Origin of the sequence: Paenibacillus sp. FSL R7-277, assembly GCF_000517965.1 — a bacterium.
Taxonomy (GTDB): Bacteria; Bacillota; Bacilli; order Paenibacillales; family Paenibacillaceae; genus Paenibacillus_AQ; species Paenibacillus_AQ silagei.
In genome coordinates this window covers 1-19083 of the sequence record NZ_ASPX01000043.1, presented here as the reverse complement: position 1 = coordinate 19083, position 19083 = coordinate 1, and the positions used below count along the sequence as shown (strand labels likewise).

Here is a 19083-nt window from a genome sequence, read left to right as displayed (position 1 = left end):
ACCGCCGCAGCTGCCGTGCGGCGGGCGGGCACCGCGCCGCCGTGCTGGCGCTGGCGGCGGCGGTCTGGACGGCGGCGGCCAGCGCCGTCCTGCTGCTGGTACGCGCGCGGATCACCGGGCCGTCACCGACGGCCGCCGCGCGCGGGCTGTTCTACCGCGACGCCTGGAAGCTCGCGGCAGAAGCACCCTGGCTGGGGAGCGGGGGCGAGACCTGGCGGCATACGTACCTGGCCGCCCAGTCCCGCCCCTACGTGGGCAGCCAGGTGCACAGCGGTTACCTCGACATCCTGCTGAACCTCGGGATGGCGGGTCTAGCTGCGGTCATCCTGCTGCTTCTGGCCGCAGGATGGCTGGTATTCAAGGCGTCACCAAGGCTGCTTACGCCTCTGCTGGTGATTATTCTGCATAGCGCAGCCGATTTCGACTGGAGCTATGGACTGGTCTGGTTGCTGCTGCTCCTGCTGCCCGCCTGGGCAATTGCCGAAGCAAACAGCCGGACCGCTAGGACGGCTGTCCCTACAGTTCTGCATGACTCCCGTTGGCGGCGCAGCAAGCCGGCTGACCAGCGAAAGAACCGGCTTCGCCGATTATGGAGATACGCAGGCATAACCGTTCTCTGCGGGCTGACCCTTCTATGCAGCAGTCTTTCCTTCCAGGCCATGAAGGGGGCCGCCCTATTCAAGCAGGCGGTCAGGGAGAGTGATCCTGCCGTAAGAATTACGCTGCTGCAGCAATCACTGAGCTGGAACCCGAGAGAGCCGCAGACTGCGGTTGCATTATCGCGGCTGGTTCCACAGAAGCAGGGGGTTGATCTGCTCCTGCGAAGCCTGTCATTCTCTCCGGGGGACGTTGCCCTGCACGGGGAGCTTGCGGCAAGTTATCTGCGGGGCAGCGATCCTGGAGAAGCGCTATACTGGGTCCGCCGCAGTCAACAGACGGATCACTTTAATGCTGCCAGAAGGCTTGCTGCTTTAAGAGGAATGCTTGAGATGGGGGAACGCAGCTTGGCAGAGGGAGACAGACGTATAGCGGCGGACAGCGCGGCGGCGGGACTAGAACTGCTGCGGCAGTACAGCCTGCTGACCGCCAAGGAGCAGGACAGAGGACCGCAGCACAATGACCGCAACTTCACCCTGCTTCCGCAGAGTGGAGGGATCTACTTTCAGTTAACACATTTACAGTCCCAGGCGGTGCTTAGCTCCAACGACAGATAAGACGCACCTCAGAGTGGAATTCGGGGCTTGGTAGCCGCTGGGGTGAACATATCAGCATAATGACCGCAACTTTACCCTAAGACTGTCCATCACCTGCCTCCCGACTAATCTTAGACTTTAACACTCCGTGAGATCAGCCAAGAGTACACAATAGGCAGAATAATCATGATTACCAGAGCGGTGATGATCATGCTGATCGACAGCGTAACGGGCATGAAGGCCGCAAGTGCAATTAGCAGACCGCCGCTCACCCACATCCTCCCGGAGAAGCGGTGGGTTCTCCGCCACACGGCAGGGTCATTCAGTGTCCAGGGTGTCCGGATTCCCGTGAAATAATTATCCCTGATCTGCGGCAGAAAATTCCCGATTACAGCCAGCAGCAGTCCCACACTTACAGTAGCCCACTTCGCGGCGGCGAAATGCTCATCCAGCCCGTAGCTCACCGACAGTACAAGGGCGGCATCACATATGACGGCAATGGTGAGACGGCCCATTTTGTAAGCCCCCTGGAACTTATTATAATTCTCTCCCTTGGGATCAATATTACGTATAAACTGTATCGCCAAAGGAAAAATCAATCCCATAAAAGAGAACAAAGCAATAACCGAACCCTTGCTCCAGTAAGTGTTGACCTTGCCGGTAAGACTGAATTGGGCGGGAAGCTGATCCGGCAGCCTGCCGTAATTCACCAGCGCATAGCCCAGTGAGAGGAACCCGAGAATGACAATCAGCGTATCCTGCCACTTCCATGTGAAATTCTTCATCAATGTTCATCCTCCGTATGTTTAATAGCGTGCGGGTTACTTTTTCCTTTTGGGTCCTGAACCCTTTGAGCCAACATCCGCATGTTCTTCGGGTTGGCTGTCCGTACTGCCCTTGCCTGTACCCGTCAATTCCAGGAACCAGCCAAGCACCTCTTCAAGTACCGTGGAGTCCAGCGAATAGACGATGAATTGCCCGTTACGTTCGTCCTGCACCAGCCCCGCGTGCTTCAGCGCATTGAGGTGGTGAGAGATGCTGGGCTTCGTCATATTGAAAAAATCGGCGATTTCCCCGGCCGTCCGGTCCTTTTCACGCAGCAGCCGGAGAATTTGCCTTCGGGTCGGGTCGGCGAGCGCTTTGAACGATTCGTTCCGTTTCCAGCCTTTGTAAATTGCAGATTTCACTCTTGAATCATAGGAATCCTTCCGCTTCATTTCCCTCAACTAGAAGTCGTAAGCCTGCATATGCTAGAATAGGCTAGGAGAAGCTGGATACATAGAGCGGTTAAGCAGATGGGTTCTGCCAGCAGAATACCAGGCTATTACGCCATACGGGAGGAGACCTGCAGTGCACTTTATATCTGATGTCATTTCACATTTGTTTGAATGGATTCAGTCTCTGGGCTACTTTGGAATTATGATCGGGCTCATGATTGAAGTCATTCCAAGTGAGATTGTCCTGGCTTTTGGCGGCTATTTGGTCTCACAAGGCGATATTAACTTTTTTGGCGCCGTGCTGTTCGGTACCGTCGGGGGAGTGATCGCCCAGATCTTTGTTTATTGGATTGGCCGTTATGGCGGCAGGCCTGTGCTGGAGAAGTACGGCAAGTACATTTTCATCTCCAAAAAGCATATTGACCACTCTGAAGAATGGTTTCAAAAGTATGGAACCGGTGTGATTTTCACCGCCCGCTTTATCCCGGTTGTCCGCCATGCCATATCGGTCCCGGCCGGTATTTCCCGCATGCCGCTGGGCAAATTCACTTTGCTGACAACCCTTGCAGTCATTCCATGGAGCGCGTTGTTTGTCTATCTGGGGTATACGCTTGGAGACAAGTGGGAGACCATTGATGAGGTCGCAGCCAAGTACACTCATGAGATTCTTCTTGGCGCTATTGCGGTAATTATTCTGTATTTCCTGTTCAAGTGGTACAAATCCAAAAAGAAGGGTAGTGCAGTATGAAGCAGAATGTTGCATCCAAATTTGGCCAAGGCCTGACTCCGCGCCAGTTCGTGGAAGCCATGACGAAGAACCAGCAGGCTTTTGAATCCTGGTACGAGAAGTTCACCTGGGAAGACGAGAGTGACCGCGAATATTTTGAGAGCCTGAATCACCGTGATGATCTGCGTGTGCTGATTCTGGCTGCGGACTGGTGCGGAGATGTGGTCCGCAATGTCCCGGTGGTCTTCCGAATTCTGGAGACTGCGGGTATCAAGACGGAAGTGCTGATTCTCGAAGAGAACCAGGACCTGATGGACAACTTCCTGACCATGGGCGGCCGTTCCGTTCCCATCGTGATTTTTGCGGACACCGGAGGTTATGTACTGGGGCAGTGGGGACCGCGTCCGGAGCATGTCCAGACCCTGATGAGAGAATTCAAACGGGAGAACCCGGACCGCGAAGCAGCGGACTATGACAGCAAAATTACCGAAGTGCGCAAAGCAATGGGGCAAGCCTACGGAGAAGGAACGGAATCACACGCAGTTATCGCCAAAGAGCTGCGCAGTCTGATCTCCGGATTCTAATGCCGATGCTTAATATTCGTTCTTATAATCTGGGGGCACTCCAGACCAATGCCTACCTTCTGACGGGGGCAGACCCTAAGCGCGGTGTCATCATTGATCCGGGTGCTAATCCTGCGGGTCTGCTCCGCGGCGCTGAGGGAATGGAGATTGAAGCGATTCTGCTGACGCATGCCCATTTCGACCATATTGCCGGGCTGGACGAGGTCCGCAAAGCGAAGAAGTGCCCGGTCTATATCCATCCGCTGGAGAGTGAGTGGCTGGGCAGCCCGAAGCTGAACGGCTCCTTGATGTGGCCTGATACCACACCTCCCGTCAGCACAGATCCGGCAGAATACGATCTGGCGGAAGGCCAGATTCTGAAGCTGCTAGGCCTTTCTTTCCGGGTGCTGCATACGCCGGGACATTCACCGGGAAGCGTCAGCTTCCTGTGCGGGAATGATTTGTTCGCCGGTGATGTCTTGTTCAAAATGGGAGTGGGACGTACCGATCTTCCGGGCGGCAGAGAACGGGATCTGATTGACTCGATCCGCGGCAAGCTCTACCGGCTGGATGAGGAAGTGAGAGTGTTTCCCGGACATGGTCCGCGAACCTCAATCGGCTATGAAAAGCTTCACAACCCTTATGTCCCGATGTAAGAGGACGCCAAAGCCGTTTCCGTTTGCCGTGTAACGACATCTTTTGGCCGGATTTGACACAAACCGGGAAATTAGAGGTAGACAAGCCGGGGCCAGATTGTTACAATATGGTTAATTAAATGTAACATTTACCTCGCGAAGCACGCAGACTGTGGAATAATCCCGGTTTGCGTTCTTTTTTTTGCCTATAGAGATGAATTTTATTGGGGGAAGCAGAATGAAGGATAATATGCATTGCCAGTTGGATTACGGGGAATTAGAAGCGAAAGATTCATTGATAGCGGAGCGGAATGAAGTGAATGATCTGGCCGGGAAGAGTGATACTAAGTATACGCTGTTCTGGAGCTTTCCCGGAGGCAAGGGGGCTATTCAGCCATGGAGACGCAGACTGTGGGAGCTGCAGAATAATTCTGACTCGGAATGAACGATAACTATTACATAGACGTATTACAGGTGTGACAGAAGAGATAAGGGGAGGGGCTATGGGCGACAGGACGCTGGAGATCATCAGCCAGGCACAGCAGGGTGACGCTGCTGCATTGGCCGTGCTGCTGCGGGAGCATTATCCCTTCCTGTACAAGTATCTGATCAAAGCGACACTTGACCCTTTGCTTGCGGAAGAGATTGCTCAGGACACAATGGTCAGATGCATGGAGAAGATCGGGACTTATAATGGGACTTCGGCATTCTCTTCTTGGCTGATTACCATTGGCAGCCGGTTGTACATTGACCGTAAGCGGCGCTGGAGCCGGGAGGCACAGTGGCGGGAAGGGCAGATGCAAGAGCAGGGGAACCGCAGTTTACGCTGGAGCTTTGAGAGCCGGAATATGGAGTGGAGTGAAGTGCTCGACGCCTTGTCGCGTCTATCCTCTGCGCACAGAATGGCTGTGCTGCTGAAGCATTATTACGGATACAGCTACGATGAGATCGGGGAGATGCTGGAGATCCCTTCCGGAACGGTCAAATCACGGGTAGCTGCCGGACTGGTTCAACTGCGAAAGGAGCTGAATGAGGATGAGGTTTAAGAGTGACGAGGAGCTGCTGGGTAAGCTGTCCGCAGAGCTGGATCACCTGGATATGCTGTATGCCGATGTTACTCCACCCTCCTTGCCGGAGCTGGAGCATCTAATTGCCGGGGAAGCTGTCCGACGGAGGAAGCGGCGCCGTAAGGAACTGCTGCTATTCATTCTAGTGGCTCTTGTGCTGGTTACCATAGTGATTTCTATTCTAAGTACGGCGCCGGTGCTGTATTGGAGTCTGCAGGCAGTGTTCATCCTGAGCGCACTTGGCAGCTTGGGAGCAGTGCGGATCAGACACGGGCGGGAGGAATCATAAGCGTGAAGGAACTGCAGGAGATACCTATTTGGCTTTGGATGCTTATTGCAGCCGTACTGCTGCTGCAGGGAACCTGGCTGTTCCGCGATGCCAGGGACAGAGGTCAGGGGAGGAAGGCCTGGTTCTGGGGGATCTGGGGGCTTACCTGGGTGCCGACACCGGCAGTGTGTTACCTGCTGTTTGTAGTTCTTCCAGATAGGCGCAAACGGAAGGCCGGAAGGAACCGCTGAGACAATAGTCCATTGTTTGGGAGATAAGGGGGATACCTTTATGAAGGATTTGAATTGGGGATTGATTGGGCCGCTGCTTGCACTGCAGGTAGTGCTGGCAATAATCGGTCTGATTTCATTGAGCAAGACAGAGCAAGTACGCGGACCGAAATGGATGTGGGTTCTGTTCTTGATTTTTGGCAACCTGCTGGGCAGCGTGGCTTACTTCACTCTGGGAAGGAAAGAATTCTGATGCCGCTGCTTGAGGTCAAGGATCTTCACAAGAGCTTTAAGGGGCATCCCTCGGTGAACGGCATCAGCTTTGGAATTGAAGCAGGACGCTGTGTCGCGCTGCTCGGACCCAATGGAGCCGGGAAGACTACAACGCTGCGTATGCTTGCCGGTCTTCTGACGCAGTCTGCCGGATCGATCACTTTTGGCGGGAGCTCTCCGGGGACGGATTACCGTCAGTATTTGGGTTATCTCCCCCAAGCCCCGGCTTTTTACAACTGGATGAGCGGTCACGAATACATCTTATTTGCCGCCAGGATGAGCGGCATGAATGCACGGGAGGCTGCGGCGGCATCGGGCGCTGTGCTGGAGCGTGTGGGGCTAAGCTCTGCGGCACGGCGACGGATTGGCGGTTATTCCGGGGGGATGAAGCAGCGCCTCGGGCTGGGCCAGGCCCTGGTACACCGACCGCGCCTGCTTTTGCTGGATGAGCCTGTCTCCGCGCTTGATCCTATCGGACGCCGGGAAGTCATGGAGCTGCTCAGGGACATCCGGGAGGAGACAACTGTTATTTTCTCCACGCATGTGCTGCATGATGCGGAAGAGATATGCGATGATGTCGTATTGATGAACAAGGGGACTATAGCCGTTCAAGGAACCTTGTCCAGTCTCCGCGCAGAGTACAGTCTGCCGGTAATCCGGCTCACTACAGGGAAAGAAGATTCGGCTATCCGCTGGCTTGAAGCGCTTAGACACAAGGATTTTATTGAAGAAGCGCTAATTTCGGAGGGCAAGGCCGTGTTCAACGTCACAGATGTAGAACTCGCCCGCCGGACGCTCTTGCAGGAAGCTGTGGAGCTGGATATTCCGCTGCTGCAATTTGAAGCAGGCTCATCGACACTGGAGGACCTGTTCATGAAGGTGGTGGGAACATGAAGAAGCTTTGGGCTCTATATTTGAAGGAGATGCTGGAGAGCGTGCGCAGCTATAAGCTGATTTGGATTCCGGTGGTGTTTATTGTTCTGGGAATTATGCAGCCGCTGGTCAGCTTTTATATGGCGGATATCCTGGCGTTCTCTTCCAATGTCCCGGCTGGATTGATGGAGAATATGGAGAGACCGGCCGCGTCCTCTGTAATGGCTCAGGCCCTGGGCCAGTATGGAACAATTGGGATGCTGATTCTGGTGCTGGGAACGATGAACAGCCTGGCAGGTGAGCGCAGCAGCGGTACCTCTGAACTGTTAATGGCGAAGCCGGTCTCCTCTATATCCGTTGTTGCAGCCAAATGGACCGCGAACTTCACAGTGCTGGTTATTGCCATTGGGCTGGGGGCAGCGGGAGCGGCTTATTATACAGTACAGCTTATGGGGGCTTTATCCTGGCGGGATGTGATTGCAGCGTCCGGACTGTATGCGCTGTGGCTGCTCTGTGCGGTGTCGCTTACGCTGCTCTTCAGTGCCTGGCTGCGCGGGCCTGCTGCTGCCGGTCTATCTCTCCTGCTGGCAGCGGTCATGAGCCTCGTCCATGGCCTGTTGCCGGTTAAGCTGAACTGGATGCCTGCTTCTCTGCCTGGAATGTCTGCCGGTGTGCTTGCAGATGGAGGCACCGGAGTAAGCTTGGCGCCCATTGTCTCCACAGTGCTCCTGATTATTATTTGTATTGCCGGTGCCTCACTGCTGGGTGGAAGGAATAAATTGCCAGTCTAGCAAGCTTTGCAATAAGTAAGCGATCTTTCATGAATTTTCAGAGTGTTTTCTGCGGAAATTCATCCTACCATCATCCTGCTGCTGGACAGCTCTATCTTTTTTTAGTAGACTGTTGAAACAAGCAATTCCATGATAGATTTTGGTCAGGAGGTAGGATGATGCTGCGTTTAGGAGAGAAGATTGTCATTGTCGCAGACGCTTTTGAGCAGAGTCTTCCTATCGGAGACTATGGCTACCTGATTGCTTACGACCGCAATCCTGATAATGCGTTTGATTATGTCATTCGTGTTCCCGAAGCTAACCGGAATTTCTATGTTACGGCAGAGGATATTGAGGCCGAGGAGCAATTGCTGGTAGCAGAAGCCGAGCGAGCCACGCACGAAGCGCTGATAGATTATGCATTGTCAACGTACAATGAGAAGCTGTTCCATCACCTGATGAACGGCGAAGAAGTTGAAGTGGAAGAGATAGAGACAACATCCCAAGAAAGTTTGTCCCAGGCGGATTTCATCAAGCAGGTGAATCTTCGCGCTTGGATTTAAGTAAGGGCCGGCGAATGCCGGCTTTTTTGTTCTTTATACGAACCTATTGCTAACCCTTAACCCCGAAATCCATCGTCCGCTAACTGCCAGTCTGCCGAATATCCTGCCCAAATTACAACAATGCCGCCTTGCAACCCGCCAGTCCGTGCAAATCCTGCACGAAATATAGCCTTCTGGTGAGTTTTAGCCTGTTAACCTGAAGGAATCCTGTATAACGTACAACAATCTGGGTATTCGAGCACCTAAGCTGCATTAATCCTGCAAGACCTGCAACAATCCGCAGTGCCGCCCCCCAGCCTCAGGTATTTTGCAAGCTTACTCTCCATATATCCCCCGTAATCGACAAGCGCATTGAATTGTAAGGCCGTCTACCCTATAATTAAAAACGTTATCCGGGCGCTTTAGCCCTTTAAACAGGAGGGATATCCATTATGAGCATCACCGTCAAAGATGTGCAGCATGTGGCCAAGCTGGCCCGCCTGCAATTAAGCCCGGAAGAAGAGGCTACCTTCACCGAACAAATGAATGCTATTTTACAATATGCCGAGAAATTGAATGAGCTGGATACTGAGAATGTAGAGCCGACCACCCATGTGCTGCAAGTCAGCAATGTGATGCGTGACGATGTGGTGAAGGAGAGCCTAACCCAAGAGGAAGCGCTGCTTAACGCACCGGAACATGAAGACGGACACTTCAAGGTTCCCGCTGTTCTGGAATAACCATACCCTGAGAGGAGGAAGCAAGTTGAGCCTGTTTCAATATCGACTACCTGAAGTACATAACATGCTGCACAGTAAAGAGGTCTCGGTCCGTGAACTGACTGAAGAATCCCTGTCCGTCATTGCGGAACGTGACAGCAAGGTTCATGCTTTTTTGACACTGAATGAAGAGGGTGCCCGTGATCAGGCACGTGCGCTTGATGACAAGCTGGCAACCGGAGCTGCACGTGGTCTGTTATTCGGATTGCCTGCCGGAATCAAGGATAATATTGTGACCAAAGGTCTGCGCACCACCTGTGCCAGCCAGTTCCTTAATAACTTCCAGCCGATTTATGATGCGACCGTAGTCTCCAAGCTGCGTCAGGCCGATGCCGTAACTATAGGTAAGCTGAACATGGACGAGTTCGCCATGGGCGGGTCCAATGAGAATTCCAGCTTCGGCGCTGTGCGCAATCCATGGGATTTGGAGCGTGTTCCAGGCGGTTCGAGCGGCGGTTCGGCAGCAGCGGTTGCGGCCGGAGAGGTATTCTTTACACTTGGTTCCGACACCGGCGGTTCGATCCGCCAGCCGGCTTCCTACTGCGGAGTGGTCGGCCTTAAGCCTACCTATGGCCTGGTCTCCCGTTACGGTCTTGTAGCTTTTGCCTCCTCCCTGGATCAGATTGGTCCGATTACCCGCAGCGTTGAGGATTCTGCATATGTACTGCAGGCGATTGCCGGTTACGATGCCCAGGATTCCACCTCGGCCAAGGTCAGCATACCTGATTATCTGAGTTCGCTCACCGGTGATATTTCCGGTCTGCGTATAGCTGTGCCTAAGGAATACATCGGCGAAGGCGTAGATGCTTCGGTCCGTGAATCCGTGCTGTCAGCGCTTAAAGTGCTGGAGGGCCTCGGCGCCGTGTGGGAAGAGGTTTCGCTTCCGCATACAGAATATGCCGTAGCCGCTTATTATCTCCTTTCCTCTTCCGAGGCTTCCTCCAACCTGGCCCGTTTTGACGGTGTCCGTTACGGAGTGCGTGTGGATGATGGGGGTGGGTTGCTGGATCTGTACCATAACTCCCGCAGCCAGGGCTTCGGCCCTGAAGTCAAACGCCGGATCATGCTCGGCACCTATGCGCTAAGCTCCGGATATTACGATGCTTATTATTTGAAGGCGCAGAAGGTGCGCACCTTGATTAAGCAGGATTTTGATGAAGTGTTCAAGAAATATGATGTCGTGATCGGCCCGACTGCGCCAACCACAGCCTTCAAGCTGGGCTCGCAGACCGAAGATCCGCTGACCATGTATCTGAATGATATCCTTACCATTCCTGTCAGCCTGGCCGGTATTCCTGCCATCAGCATCCCTTGCGGGTTCGCTGAAGGTCTGCCTGTCGGCTTGCAGATTATCGGCAAGGAGTTTGACGAGAGTACGGTACTGCGCGTTGCGCATGCCTTTGAACAACATACAGAGCATCACAAGGCCCGTCCGCAAATGTAGCTGCCAGTTTGAAGTAGTTGCCCACAAAACTTTTAAGGGATGAGATTATCTATGTCTAAATATGAAACGGTCATCGGGCTTGAAGTTCATGTGGAGCTTCATACCAAGTCCAAAATCTTCTGCGGCTGCTCCACAGAATTCGGCGCTCCGCCTAATACCCATACCTGTCCGGTCTGTCTCGGCCACCCCGGTGTACTGCCGGTGCTTAACCGCCAGGCTGTAGAGTATGCCATGAAAGCGGCAATGGCTTTGAACTGTACGATCGGCGATGTCAGCAAGTTTGACCGCAAAAACTATTTTTACCCCGATTCCCCGAAGGCCTACCAGATTTCGCAATTTGATCAGCCTATCGGCCTGAACGGCTGGATTGATATTGAAGTGAACGGAGAGACCAAGCGGATCGGGATCACCCGTCTTCATCTGGAGGAAGATGCGGGCAAGCTGACTCACGTGGATGGAGGATTTGCTTCACTGGTTGACTTCAACCGGGTAGGCACTCCGCTTATTGAGATTGTCTCGGAGCCTGATCTGCGTTCGCCTGAGGAGGCACGCGCTTATCTGGAGAAGATCCGCGCCATCATGCAGTACTGTGATGTGTCGGATGTGAAGATGGAAGAAGGCTCGATGCGTTGTGATGCCAATATCAGCCTGCGGCCGGAAGGGCAGGAAGAATTCGGTATCCGTGCGGAGCTGAAGAATATGAACTCCTTCCGCGGGGTTCTGCGCGGGCTGGAGTATGAGCAGTTCCGTCAGGGGGAGATTCTGGATGACGGGGGAATCGTTGTACAGGAGACCCGCCGCTGGGATGAAGCGGGAGGCAAGACTTTGTCCATGCGCGGCAAGGAGGAGGCCCATGATTACCGTTATTTCCCGGACCCGGATCTGATTGTGCTGCATATTGGCGAGGACTGGAAGGAAGCGATCCGCTCCACGATCCCTGAGCTGCCGGATGCCCGGCAGGCCCGGTACAGTGAGGAGTTTGGTCTGACTGCCTATGATGCCGGAGTGCTCACCTCCTCCAAGCCGCTTGCGGACTTCTTCGAGGGCAGTCTTGCCTTCACGCAGGATGCTAAGGCTGTCGCCAACTGGATGATGGGCGATCTGCTGGGGTATTTGAACAGCAATAATCTGGAGTTATCCCAGGTGAAGATTACGCCACAGGGGCTGGGCGAGATGATCGGCCTGATCGCAGGCGGAACCATCAGCAGCAAAATTGCCAAGACCGTGTTCAAAGAAATGCTGGAGAGCGGCAAGCTGCCGGCAGTTATCGTTGAAGAAAAGGGTCTGGTGCAGATCAGTGATGAAGGTGCGATCAAGAAAATCGTACAGGAAGTGGTCGCTGCTAATCCGCAATCTGTCGAAGACTACAAGGCCGGCAAGAAACAAGCGATCGGCTTCCTTGTAGGACAGGTCATGAAGGCGAGCAAAGGGAAGGCTAACCCGGGTCTTGTGAACACACTGCTTGCAGAAGTGCTGAACAGCTAGATTGGGTAATAGATTATAGAATCTTGGGCACAGGGCTTGTCGGCAACGGCAGGCCCCTGTGCAGTATATAAGGGGAATGTACGGATGGATACAATAGTTAAGCTGAATCTGCAGGATGAGATCACGCTGGATGAGCTATGGAGCCTTCAGCATAAGGCATACCGGCTGGAGGCGGAGATCATCGGGTTTCGTGACATACCGCCGCTGCTGGAGACGAGGGACATGCTCAGCCGGGTTACAGAGGAGTTCTACGGCTGCTTCGATGAGACGGAGGAGCTGCTCGGCGCTGTTGCAGTCACCCAGGAGTCTCCCGGCAAGCTAACCGTTACCCGGATGATGGTCAGCCCGGACCATTTCCGCCAAGGCGTGGCCGGAAGACTGTTAGAATTTATCTTTGCCCGTTACGCGGAGATGGAGCAGTTTATCGTATCTACGGGGAAGCTGAACCTTCCGGCAGTGACGCTCTATACCAAGCACGGGTTCATTCCTGTCGGGTCCGAAGAGGTGGTTCCTGGAGTAGAGCTGCTGGAATTCCACCGGACAGGCAGGCTGAAATGACAAGTACATCCCAATTTAGAAAGGAGGAGTACCGAGAATGAGTTCCGGCCATCAGAATCATGAGGAGCTTTCCGTGCGGGAAGAAGAGAATGAGGCAGGCTTGCCGCTGTCTGAAGCTGACGTAGAATTGAACCATCCCTACATCCCTCCCCGTCCCAAACGCCGTCCGCGTAAACGTAAATTTATAGCCGGCCTGCTTGCTGCAGTGCTTCCCGGCACGGGACATCTCTATCTCGGGCTGCTCCGCAAAGGGGTTTCTGTCATTTTCCTTATTGTGCTGGATATTGTGGCACTGCTGTATTTCTCATCTATCGGGATGCAAATCAATGTACCGCTGCTGATTTTACTGGGGCTGCTGATTCCGGTGTTATACTTCTATAATGTGTTTGACGCGCTTCAGAATGCAGACCTGATTCTGCGGTTTCCTGTTGAGCATGATCTTGAAGAGCTGGAGACCATCCAGTCCGGTACAACAACCTCAAGACGCCGGGTAAGGATCAGCGAGCCGGGGATTTCCTTTGGCCTCCTGCTGCTTATCGGCGGGGCGATGCTCTTTCTTTTCCAGCAAAAGCCGCCCTGGCTTCGCGTATTCATTGAGACCTCTGCCGGTGCTGCTGTTGCAGTGGTGCTGATAGGCCTCGGCCTTCTTATGGGTATCAGAGAGATGGCCAGGGACTCCATAGCGCGTCAGGACAAGGAGCGGAAGAAGCGGCGGATCGGCAGATATACGGCCTCAGTAACGCTGGCTGCTGTCGGAATCCTGCTTCTCCTGGACTGGCGTGATGGAACAGATTATATGATGCTGCTGCTCAAATGGTGGCCTATCATTCCGGTATTATGGGGAGTAGAGTATCTGCTGATCTATATTCTTTTCCGCCGGCTGAAGCAGAACGGTACTGCCGGAAGAGCGCGGATGGATCTGCGGGGATTGTTCTCTGCGGTAATACTGGCTGCCTGTGTGTTTATCGTAACCGAGCAGGAGCACTATCTGCATCTGTGGAACAAGGTGAGTCTTAACCTGACCGTGGCGGCAGTCGATTACGGGGAAGCGGAAGGAAGCTCATATCAGAAGGCTCCGCTGATGGTTCCGGTGGAACTGAACACCTCCAAGGTCAATATTGACGCTATTAATGGAGACATTCTCATTCACCGGGCTGCTGTGGAGGATATTGAGATTACGGCAACCGTCTGGGTAGACCAGCTGGACGGGGTGCAGGCGGAAGCCATAGCGGACCAGTCCTTTGTCGAGGTGACGGAAGGTACGACAATCAAGATCACACCCCAGAGTAAGGCGTACGGTGAATCCGGCAAACGCCAGCCGCGGATCAACCTGGATATCTCCCTGCCGGAAGACCGGCGGTTCGACCTGAACGTCCGTACGATGAATGGCGGAATTACCCTGCAGAATGTGGAAGCCATTGCCGACATCTCGCTGGAGACCGGGAACGGGGAGCTGATTCTGCACCGCATTTACGGCAATGTAAAAGGTAAAACCTTAAACGGTGCGGTGCGCACCAGAGATGTCCTGGGCAATGTGGAGCTGGGGACAAGCGGAGGCGATATGGGGGCTTGGGACGTTAGAGGTGCCCTGAAGCTGTCAACGGCGGTCGGCAACATCACGGCATATGACAGCGGGGATGTGCTGGATCTGTCCACGAAGAATGGCAATGTGGAAGTATCCGGAGCAAGATCCAAGCTGCATGCCGAATCCCTGAACGGCCGGATCAGCATCCGCTCCGGGGATTTCGGGGGAGACTGGGATGTGTACAGTGCAGTGGGGGATATTGAACTGTTCCTGCCGCTAACAGGTAATTATACGGTGGAGGGCTCCAGCGGATATGGAGATATCGTAACAGACCTGCCAGGGCTCGTGATTGACAAAAAAGTGCTTTCCGGCCAGATTGGAACCGGTGAGTTCAAGCTGCGTGTAGACGGAAACAGCAATTTAAATGTGAGCAAATATTGAAATAAGGAATTTTTATTATATAATAATGAATATAATGTAATGACTTCATTGACAACGTTGAAAGCAGAGTCATACAATTACATTAGAATTATTATTAAGTTGTATAATTAAAGGCGGTGGCATGGATGGGTAGTGGCGTACAGCATGCATTGGAGCAACTCAAGACAACCGGTGTCCGTATTACGCCTCAGCGTCATGCGATTCTAACGTATCTGATGGAAGCGATGAATCATCCTACAGCAGACGATATTTACCGGGCACTTGAGCCTCAGTTTCCGAGCATGAGTGTGGCAACTGTGTATAACAATCTTAAGATGTTCATGGAAGCAGGTATGGTCCGTGAGCTGACCTACGGTGATAATTCCAGCCGTTTCGACGCCAATGTATCTGATCACTATCATGTTATCTGCCAGGAATGCGGCAAGATTGAGGATTTCAGCTATTCTACTCTTCATGAGGTAGAGCTGCAGGCCGAACAGGCCACAGGCTTCAAGATTCATGGATTGCGTATGGAGCTGTACGGTGTGTGCAAAGGCTGCGGCGAGAAGCAGCACTGAATGGAATAATACCTATAAGCGTGTAGAGTCCGAATGCGGATTCTGCACGCTTTTTTATATGAAGAGAGAATGAAGCTGTTACAAAAATACAAACCTTCCAAGAGATTCGCGCAACCAAGCTCGCCTGCATGGCGTATACTTAACAGAAGTGTTGCCTGCTTTTAAAATTCAACGAATGGTTTGGAGGACCTATTTTGGACAGAAGACAGAGACAAAGACGCGTCACAAAGCGTGGAAGTCTTACTCGCCGCTTATTGGGACTTGTCATCATAGCCGCCGCAGCCTTTTGGGTTGTTTATTATGTACTGCCGAACCGCCAGCATCTGGACCCGGACTGGAAGGGGCTGGACAAGCCGATTTTTGTGAAGGGACAGCTTACCGGCTATTCAGCATCGGGTACGGGGGACGGACTGCTGTTACCGCTGCCTTTTTTGCAGGAATATGTAGATCCTTCTATCCGCTATGAAAAAGAGAGCAAATCAGTCATCCTCTCAACGGACAGCAGTCTGTTGTACATGCAGGAGGAATCCAAGGCCGCAGCTCTGAACAATGAACCTCTGCAGCTTCGGCTTGCTCCCGAGGTTAAAGATAAAGTGACCTATCTTCCGGTAGACACACTGGAGAATCTGTACGGCTTCGAGATCGAAGAGGATACGAATACCGGTGCAGTGCTGCTAATGACTGCAGGTGAATCGGTGCCGCTTGGCAAGGTGAAGGGCAAAGAAGGCGGGAAAACGAAAGCCCTGCGCAGTGAGCCCTCGGTGCATGCACCGATTTTGGCGGATATGAATCCTGGGGATGTTGTACGGATCTGGAACACGGACACCAAGGACTGGGTATACGCTCAGCTTGATAATGGTTATTCGGGCTACGCCAAGGCGGATGATATTACCGTAGACGGTACCCGAACTGTAGAGAAAAAGCCCGCAATACCTACACGCGCGGAGCGCAGCTGGAAGGATAAGCCGGTAAACATGTTCTGGGAAGCCGTGTATGAACGCAAGCCTAATCCCGCCAAATTCGCAGCCTTGCCTGGAATTAATGTGGTTAGCCCCACCTGGTTCAGCATTATTGATGTGAAGGGGAATGTGCGCAGCCAGGCGGACCGCTCTTATGTGGATTGGGCGCATAATCAGGGGATGGAGGTATGGGGGCTGCTGAGCAACAGCTTTGAACCCGATTTGACCACTGAAGCCTTATCCACGTATGACAATCGGATGAATGCCATTGTGCAGATGCTTAAGTATGCAGACCTGTACAATTTAGACGGGATTAATATCGACTTCGAGAATGTGTACACCAAGGATGGACCGAACGTAACGCAGTTCATGCGGGAACTGAAGCCGATGGCCCAGAGCCGTAATCTGATTGTTTCTATTGATGTTACGCCGAAGTCCAAGAGCGAGATGTGGTCCCTGTTTCTCGACCGTCCGGCGCTTGCCGCCGTGTCCGACTTCCTGATTGTAATGGCCTACGACGAGCACTGGGCAGCCAGTCCGGTTGCAGGATCAGTAGCCTCTTTACCGTGGGTTAAGACCTCTATGAACCGGATTATCGAGGAGGATAAGGTGCCAGCAGAGAAGTTAATTCTGGGAGTGCCACTCTATACGCGGATCTGGACGGAAGCCACCGAGAAGGGCAAGACCAAGGTAAGCTCCAAGGCCGTCAGCATGAATGCAGTCAAGGAGATCATCGCTGAGAAGAAGCTGACACCCGTATTCGATAAGGAAGCCGGACAGAACTACGTGGAGTATAAGGAAGATGATGTTCTCCGCAAAATCTGGATCGAGGACACCACCTCGCTCACAGCCAGGGTAGAGCTGGCCCAGTCCTTGAAGCTGGGCGGTGTGGCAGCCTGGAACCGTAGCTTTGCCAGTCCGGAGGCATGGGAAGCATTGAAGGGAATTATAAAATAATCATATAAAAAAGGTGATGTCCTCTGCAGGACACCACCTTTTTTGCAAGAAAATCTGAATGCTGCATAATAACTAATAATTGCAGTTAACGCTGCATGAACACGATCAATGTTTAAGCTGCTGGAGTTCAAGCTCTTCGGCAGTAATGGTAGCTTGTGCAGGGTCCATGGTGAGGATGGTGTGGCAGAACATGCAGCGGTCGGTTTTGCCCAGCATTTTGGTCAGCTTATGGCACTCCGGACATTCCACCTGAACCGCACTGGTTGAGAGCATGCCCGCCCAGAAATAAATAGCCAGACTGGCCATCATGGAGACGAGTCCAATGACAAGACCGACAGCAGCAACGACTTTGCCGGCAGAGCCCCAGAATACAATACCTGCGGTTCCCATGATCATGAGACCCATGCCAAGCATGGTCAGAAGCAGTCCCCAGGTGCGAAAAGCATTGATTTTGGCCGATTTAAATTTCATGAGTACGATCTCCTAACTGAAATATAGTTCGGTTGTTCAGGAGGAACTGGCATGAATATGTAGAATAAGCTTATGTATAGAGATTATAACTGACGGACGCAAAATCGCCAAATTTGATGGAGGGAAGCATGGAACTGTCCAATTTGACCCTATTAAGCGGGGAGACTTTTGAAGAGAATGTTCTTGGAGCCGTTGCTTGGCGGCAAAGAGGAGACGCCACGTTTCAAAGTGCGCTGCTGCACGATTTTGATATGGTGGTCCTTCTGCTGCATGAGGAACAGGAGACGGAACGCATCATAACCCATAGCATTGCTGGTGATAAGCGGACACAATCGGTGCATGTAGGTCTATCTGCATTGGAACGTGCTGTTATGGCCGGAGATAACAACGAGCTTCTTAGCAGCCTGGTATCCGGAGAGGTACTCTGGGACCCGAAGGGGATCTTGGCGGAGATGCGCAAGCAGCTCACCCAGTTTGAGGGCCCGCTCAAAGAACGGGTGCTGTTCATGGAATTCTCCCGTTTTTTACATATGTATATTAAGTCCAAGCGTTATATTGAAGCAGGCTGTACCATGGATGCCTATAATTGCGTACTCATTGCCTTGTATCATTGGGCGCGCATTGAAGTGAGTGAAGCGGGGTATTTCCCGGAACCGGCAGTATGGGGACAGGTGAAAAGCCTGAACTCCCCGGTCCATAAGCTATATGAAGAATTGACTATCAGCACAGAGACACTGGACCAGAGAATCGAACTGATCCTGCTTGCCTGTGAATTTGCCCTCATGTCAAAAATGGAGGATTGCTGTATCATGCTGCTTCATATCCTGGGCAGCCGTAAGGAGGCGTGGAGCATTAAGGAGCTTCTGCAGCATTCGGGGCTCAGCCCGCTCCAGGCAGAGTTGCCGCTTGTGCTCCGCAAGCTGGTATCCCGTTCATTAATTCGGGAGATCGCCTCGTGGGCAGTGGATGCCGGGGATGGTCATGCCATTCGTTATACCCTTTAAGTTAACAAATCGCCTACTGGCGGTAACAGCTCTATATAGATAGCATTAGCGGGAGAATGGAGAGGGTGAATATACTCTCTTTTTTATAGAATTTATATAGTTTGGGGCTCCCGCAAAGTACCTGAGTCATCATCGAAGCTAAAGCCTCACTTTGTGGGGTTATTTTATTTGTCCAGTGCAGAAGAGCTGAAAGGGAATTGAATATTTAGGGTTGACTAGGGTGCAGTTCTTATGATAAATTATAACTCGTCCCTCTGACATAACGATGCGCAGCAATGCAGTCGTAATTCAGCCGAAAAAAGAAATTAAAAAAAAGGTTGACTAAAACGAGGGCGCTGTGATATATTATAAAGGTCGCTGCTGAGACAAAAAACGGCGACAAAAGATGAACTTGATCTTTGAAAACTGAACAACGAGTGAGTATCTGGAGATCACTTCGGTGAGATCCAAAATTAGAGAATGTAACCATTCTCGTCAGATGTTTCAAAATGAGCAATCGCTCTTTCTAAATACCAATTTGGAGAGTTTGATCCTGGCTCAGGACG

23 protein-coding genes are annotated in these 19083 nt (G+C 52.5%); 20 read left to right on the top strand and 3 right to left on the bottom strand.

All coding sequences use genetic code 11. The features are described 5' to 3' along the window. The coding region (locus tag C173_RS15485) for an O-antigen ligase family protein (protein ID WP_036726224.1) at positions 1-1214 on the top strand (1214 nt) is incomplete at its 5' end. A 110-nt stretch (positions 1215-1324) separates the two neighbouring features. On the opposite strand, the gene C173_RS15480 is transcribed toward C173_RS15485, so the two are convergent. Together C173_RS15480 and C173_RS15475 are read right to left on the bottom strand one after the other, a co-directional pair. Then, on the bottom strand, positions 1325-1978 hold the full coding sequence (locus C173_RS15480; protein ID WP_036726222.1) for an SdpI family protein: 654 nt from the start codon (positions 1976-1978) through the stop codon (positions 1325-1327). 36 nt (positions 1979-2014) lie between these two features. Continuing rightward, positions 2015-2368, bottom strand: a complete 354-nt coding sequence (locus C173_RS15475; RefSeq protein ID WP_051478081.1) for an autorepressor SdpR family transcription factor — start codon at positions 2366-2368, stop codon at positions 2015-2017. A gap of 175 nt (positions 2369-2543) precedes the next feature. Between C173_RS15475 and C173_RS15470 the strand changes: the two genes are divergently transcribed. The 18 genes from C173_RS15470 (at position 2544) to C173_RS15385 (ending at position 17063) form a co-directional block, all read left to right on the top strand. Then, the gene (locus C173_RS15470) at positions 2544-3158 is read left to right on the top strand and encodes a DedA family protein (protein ID WP_036726220.1); all 615 of its coding nucleotides are present in this window, start codon (positions 2544-2546) and stop codon (positions 3156-3158) included. Next, the gene (locus C173_RS15465; protein WP_036726219.1) at positions 3155-3721 is read left to right on the top strand and encodes a thioredoxin family protein; all 567 of its coding nucleotides are present in this window, start codon (positions 3155-3157) and stop codon (positions 3719-3721) included. Before C173_RS15470 ends, C173_RS15465 begins: the two co-directional genes overlap by 4 nt. Before the next feature lie 5 nt (positions 3722-3726). Beyond that, positions 3727-4356, top strand: a complete 630-nt coding sequence (locus C173_RS15460) for an MBL fold metallo-hydrolase (RefSeq protein WP_036726226.1) — start codon at positions 3727-3729, stop codon at positions 4354-4356. A 217-nt stretch (positions 4357-4573) separates the two neighbouring features. After that, positions 4574-4780 carry a hypothetical protein gene (locus C173_RS15455; protein WP_036726218.1) on the top strand — a complete coding sequence of 69 codons (207 nt, stop codon included), beginning with the start codon at positions 4574-4576 and terminating at the stop codon, positions 4778-4780. Positions 4781-4838: 58 nt separating this feature from the next. Next, positions 4839-5381 (top strand): RNA polymerase sigma factor SigY, encoded by a 543-nt coding sequence (sigY, locus tag C173_RS15450; protein ID WP_036726217.1) that lies wholly within the window; start codon positions 4839-4841, stop codon positions 5379-5381. Beyond that, the gene (locus C173_RS15445; RefSeq protein ID WP_036726216.1) at positions 5371-5691 is read left to right on the top strand and encodes a YxlC family protein; all 321 of its coding nucleotides are present in this window, start codon (positions 5371-5373) and stop codon (positions 5689-5691) included. The genes sigY and C173_RS15445 overlap by 11 nt, the downstream gene beginning before the upstream one ends. 38 nt (positions 5692-5729) lie before the next feature. After that, positions 5730-5921 (top strand): hypothetical protein, encoded by a 192-nt coding sequence (locus C173_RS15440; protein WP_200869548.1) that lies wholly within the window; start codon positions 5730-5732, stop codon positions 5919-5921. Positions 5922-5961: 40 nt separating this feature from the next. Continuing rightward, positions 5962-6153 carry a PLD nuclease N-terminal domain-containing protein gene (locus C173_RS15435; protein WP_036726214.1) on the top strand — a complete coding sequence of 64 codons (192 nt, stop codon included), beginning with the start codon at positions 5962-5964 and terminating at the stop codon, positions 6151-6153. Beyond that, positions 6153-7067 carry an ABC transporter ATP-binding protein gene (locus C173_RS15430; RefSeq protein ID WP_036726213.1) on the top strand — a complete coding sequence of 305 codons (915 nt, stop codon included), beginning with the start codon at positions 6153-6155 and terminating at the stop codon, positions 7065-7067. Before C173_RS15435 ends, C173_RS15430 begins: the two co-directional genes overlap by 1 nt. Continuing rightward, positions 7064-7837, top strand: a complete 774-nt coding sequence (locus C173_RS15425; RefSeq protein WP_036726212.1) for an ABC transporter permease subunit — start codon at positions 7064-7066, stop codon at positions 7835-7837. Before C173_RS15430 ends, C173_RS15425 begins: the two co-directional genes overlap by 4 nt. 158 nt (positions 7838-7995) lie before the next feature. After that, entirely contained in the window at positions 7996-8379 is a 384-nt protein-coding gene (locus tag C173_RS15420; RefSeq protein WP_036726210.1) for a hypothetical protein, read from the top strand. Positions 8380-8810: 431 nt separating this feature from the next. Beyond that, positions 8811-9098: an Asp-tRNA(Asn)/Glu-tRNA(Gln) amidotransferase subunit GatC gene (gene gatC / locus C173_RS15415; RefSeq protein ID WP_036726209.1), complete on the top strand. Its 288-nt coding sequence runs from the start codon at positions 8811-8813 to the stop codon at positions 9096-9098. A 25-nt stretch (positions 9099-9123) separates the two neighbouring features. Beyond that, the gene (gatA, locus tag C173_RS15410; RefSeq protein ID WP_036726207.1) at positions 9124-10581 is read left to right on the top strand and encodes an Asp-tRNA(Asn)/Glu-tRNA(Gln) amidotransferase subunit GatA; all 1458 of its coding nucleotides are present in this window, start codon (positions 9124-9126) and stop codon (positions 10579-10581) included. A 39-nt stretch (positions 10582-10620) separates the two neighbouring features. Further along, positions 10621-12066 (top strand): Asp-tRNA(Asn)/Glu-tRNA(Gln) amidotransferase subunit GatB, encoded by a 1446-nt coding sequence (gene gatB / locus C173_RS15405; RefSeq protein WP_036726206.1) that lies wholly within the window; start codon positions 10621-10623, stop codon positions 12064-12066. Between the two features lie 84 nt (positions 12067-12150). Next, entirely contained in the window at positions 12151-12624 is a 474-nt protein-coding gene (locus C173_RS15400) for a GNAT family N-acetyltransferase (RefSeq protein WP_036726204.1), read from the top strand. A gap of 37 nt (positions 12625-12661) precedes the next feature. Beyond that, a complete protein-coding gene (locus C173_RS15395) occupies positions 12662-14590 on the top strand; it encodes a DUF4097 family beta strand repeat-containing protein (RefSeq protein ID WP_235191904.1) in 1929 nt (642 codons plus the stop codon). Positions 14591-14715: 125 nt separating this feature from the next. Then, positions 14716-15147 carry a Fur family transcriptional regulator gene (locus C173_RS15390; RefSeq protein WP_036696300.1) on the top strand — a complete coding sequence of 144 codons (432 nt, stop codon included), beginning with the start codon at positions 14716-14718 and terminating at the stop codon, positions 15145-15147. A gap of 194 nt (positions 15148-15341) precedes the next feature. Further along, positions 15342-17063: a glycosyl hydrolase family 18 protein gene (locus C173_RS15385; protein ID WP_036726203.1), complete on the top strand. Its 1722-nt coding sequence runs from the start codon at positions 15342-15344 to the stop codon at positions 17061-17063. A gap of 105 nt (positions 17064-17168) precedes the next feature. Here C173_RS15385 and C173_RS15380 read toward each other — a convergent pair whose 3' ends face one another. Further along, positions 17169-17534 carry a DUF2614 family zinc ribbon-containing protein gene (locus tag C173_RS15380; RefSeq protein ID WP_036726202.1) on the bottom strand — a complete coding sequence of 122 codons (366 nt, stop codon included), beginning with the start codon at positions 17532-17534 and terminating at the stop codon, positions 17169-17171. 128 nt (positions 17535-17662) lie between these two features. Here C173_RS15380 and C173_RS34495 point away from each other — a divergent pair, with 128 nt between their 5' ends. Next, positions 17663-18538 carry a nucleotidyltransferase-like protein gene (locus C173_RS34495; protein ID WP_036726200.1) on the top strand — a complete coding sequence of 292 codons (876 nt, stop codon included), beginning with the start codon at positions 17663-17665 and terminating at the stop codon, positions 18536-18538. Positions 18539-19083: the final 545 nt, after the last annotated feature.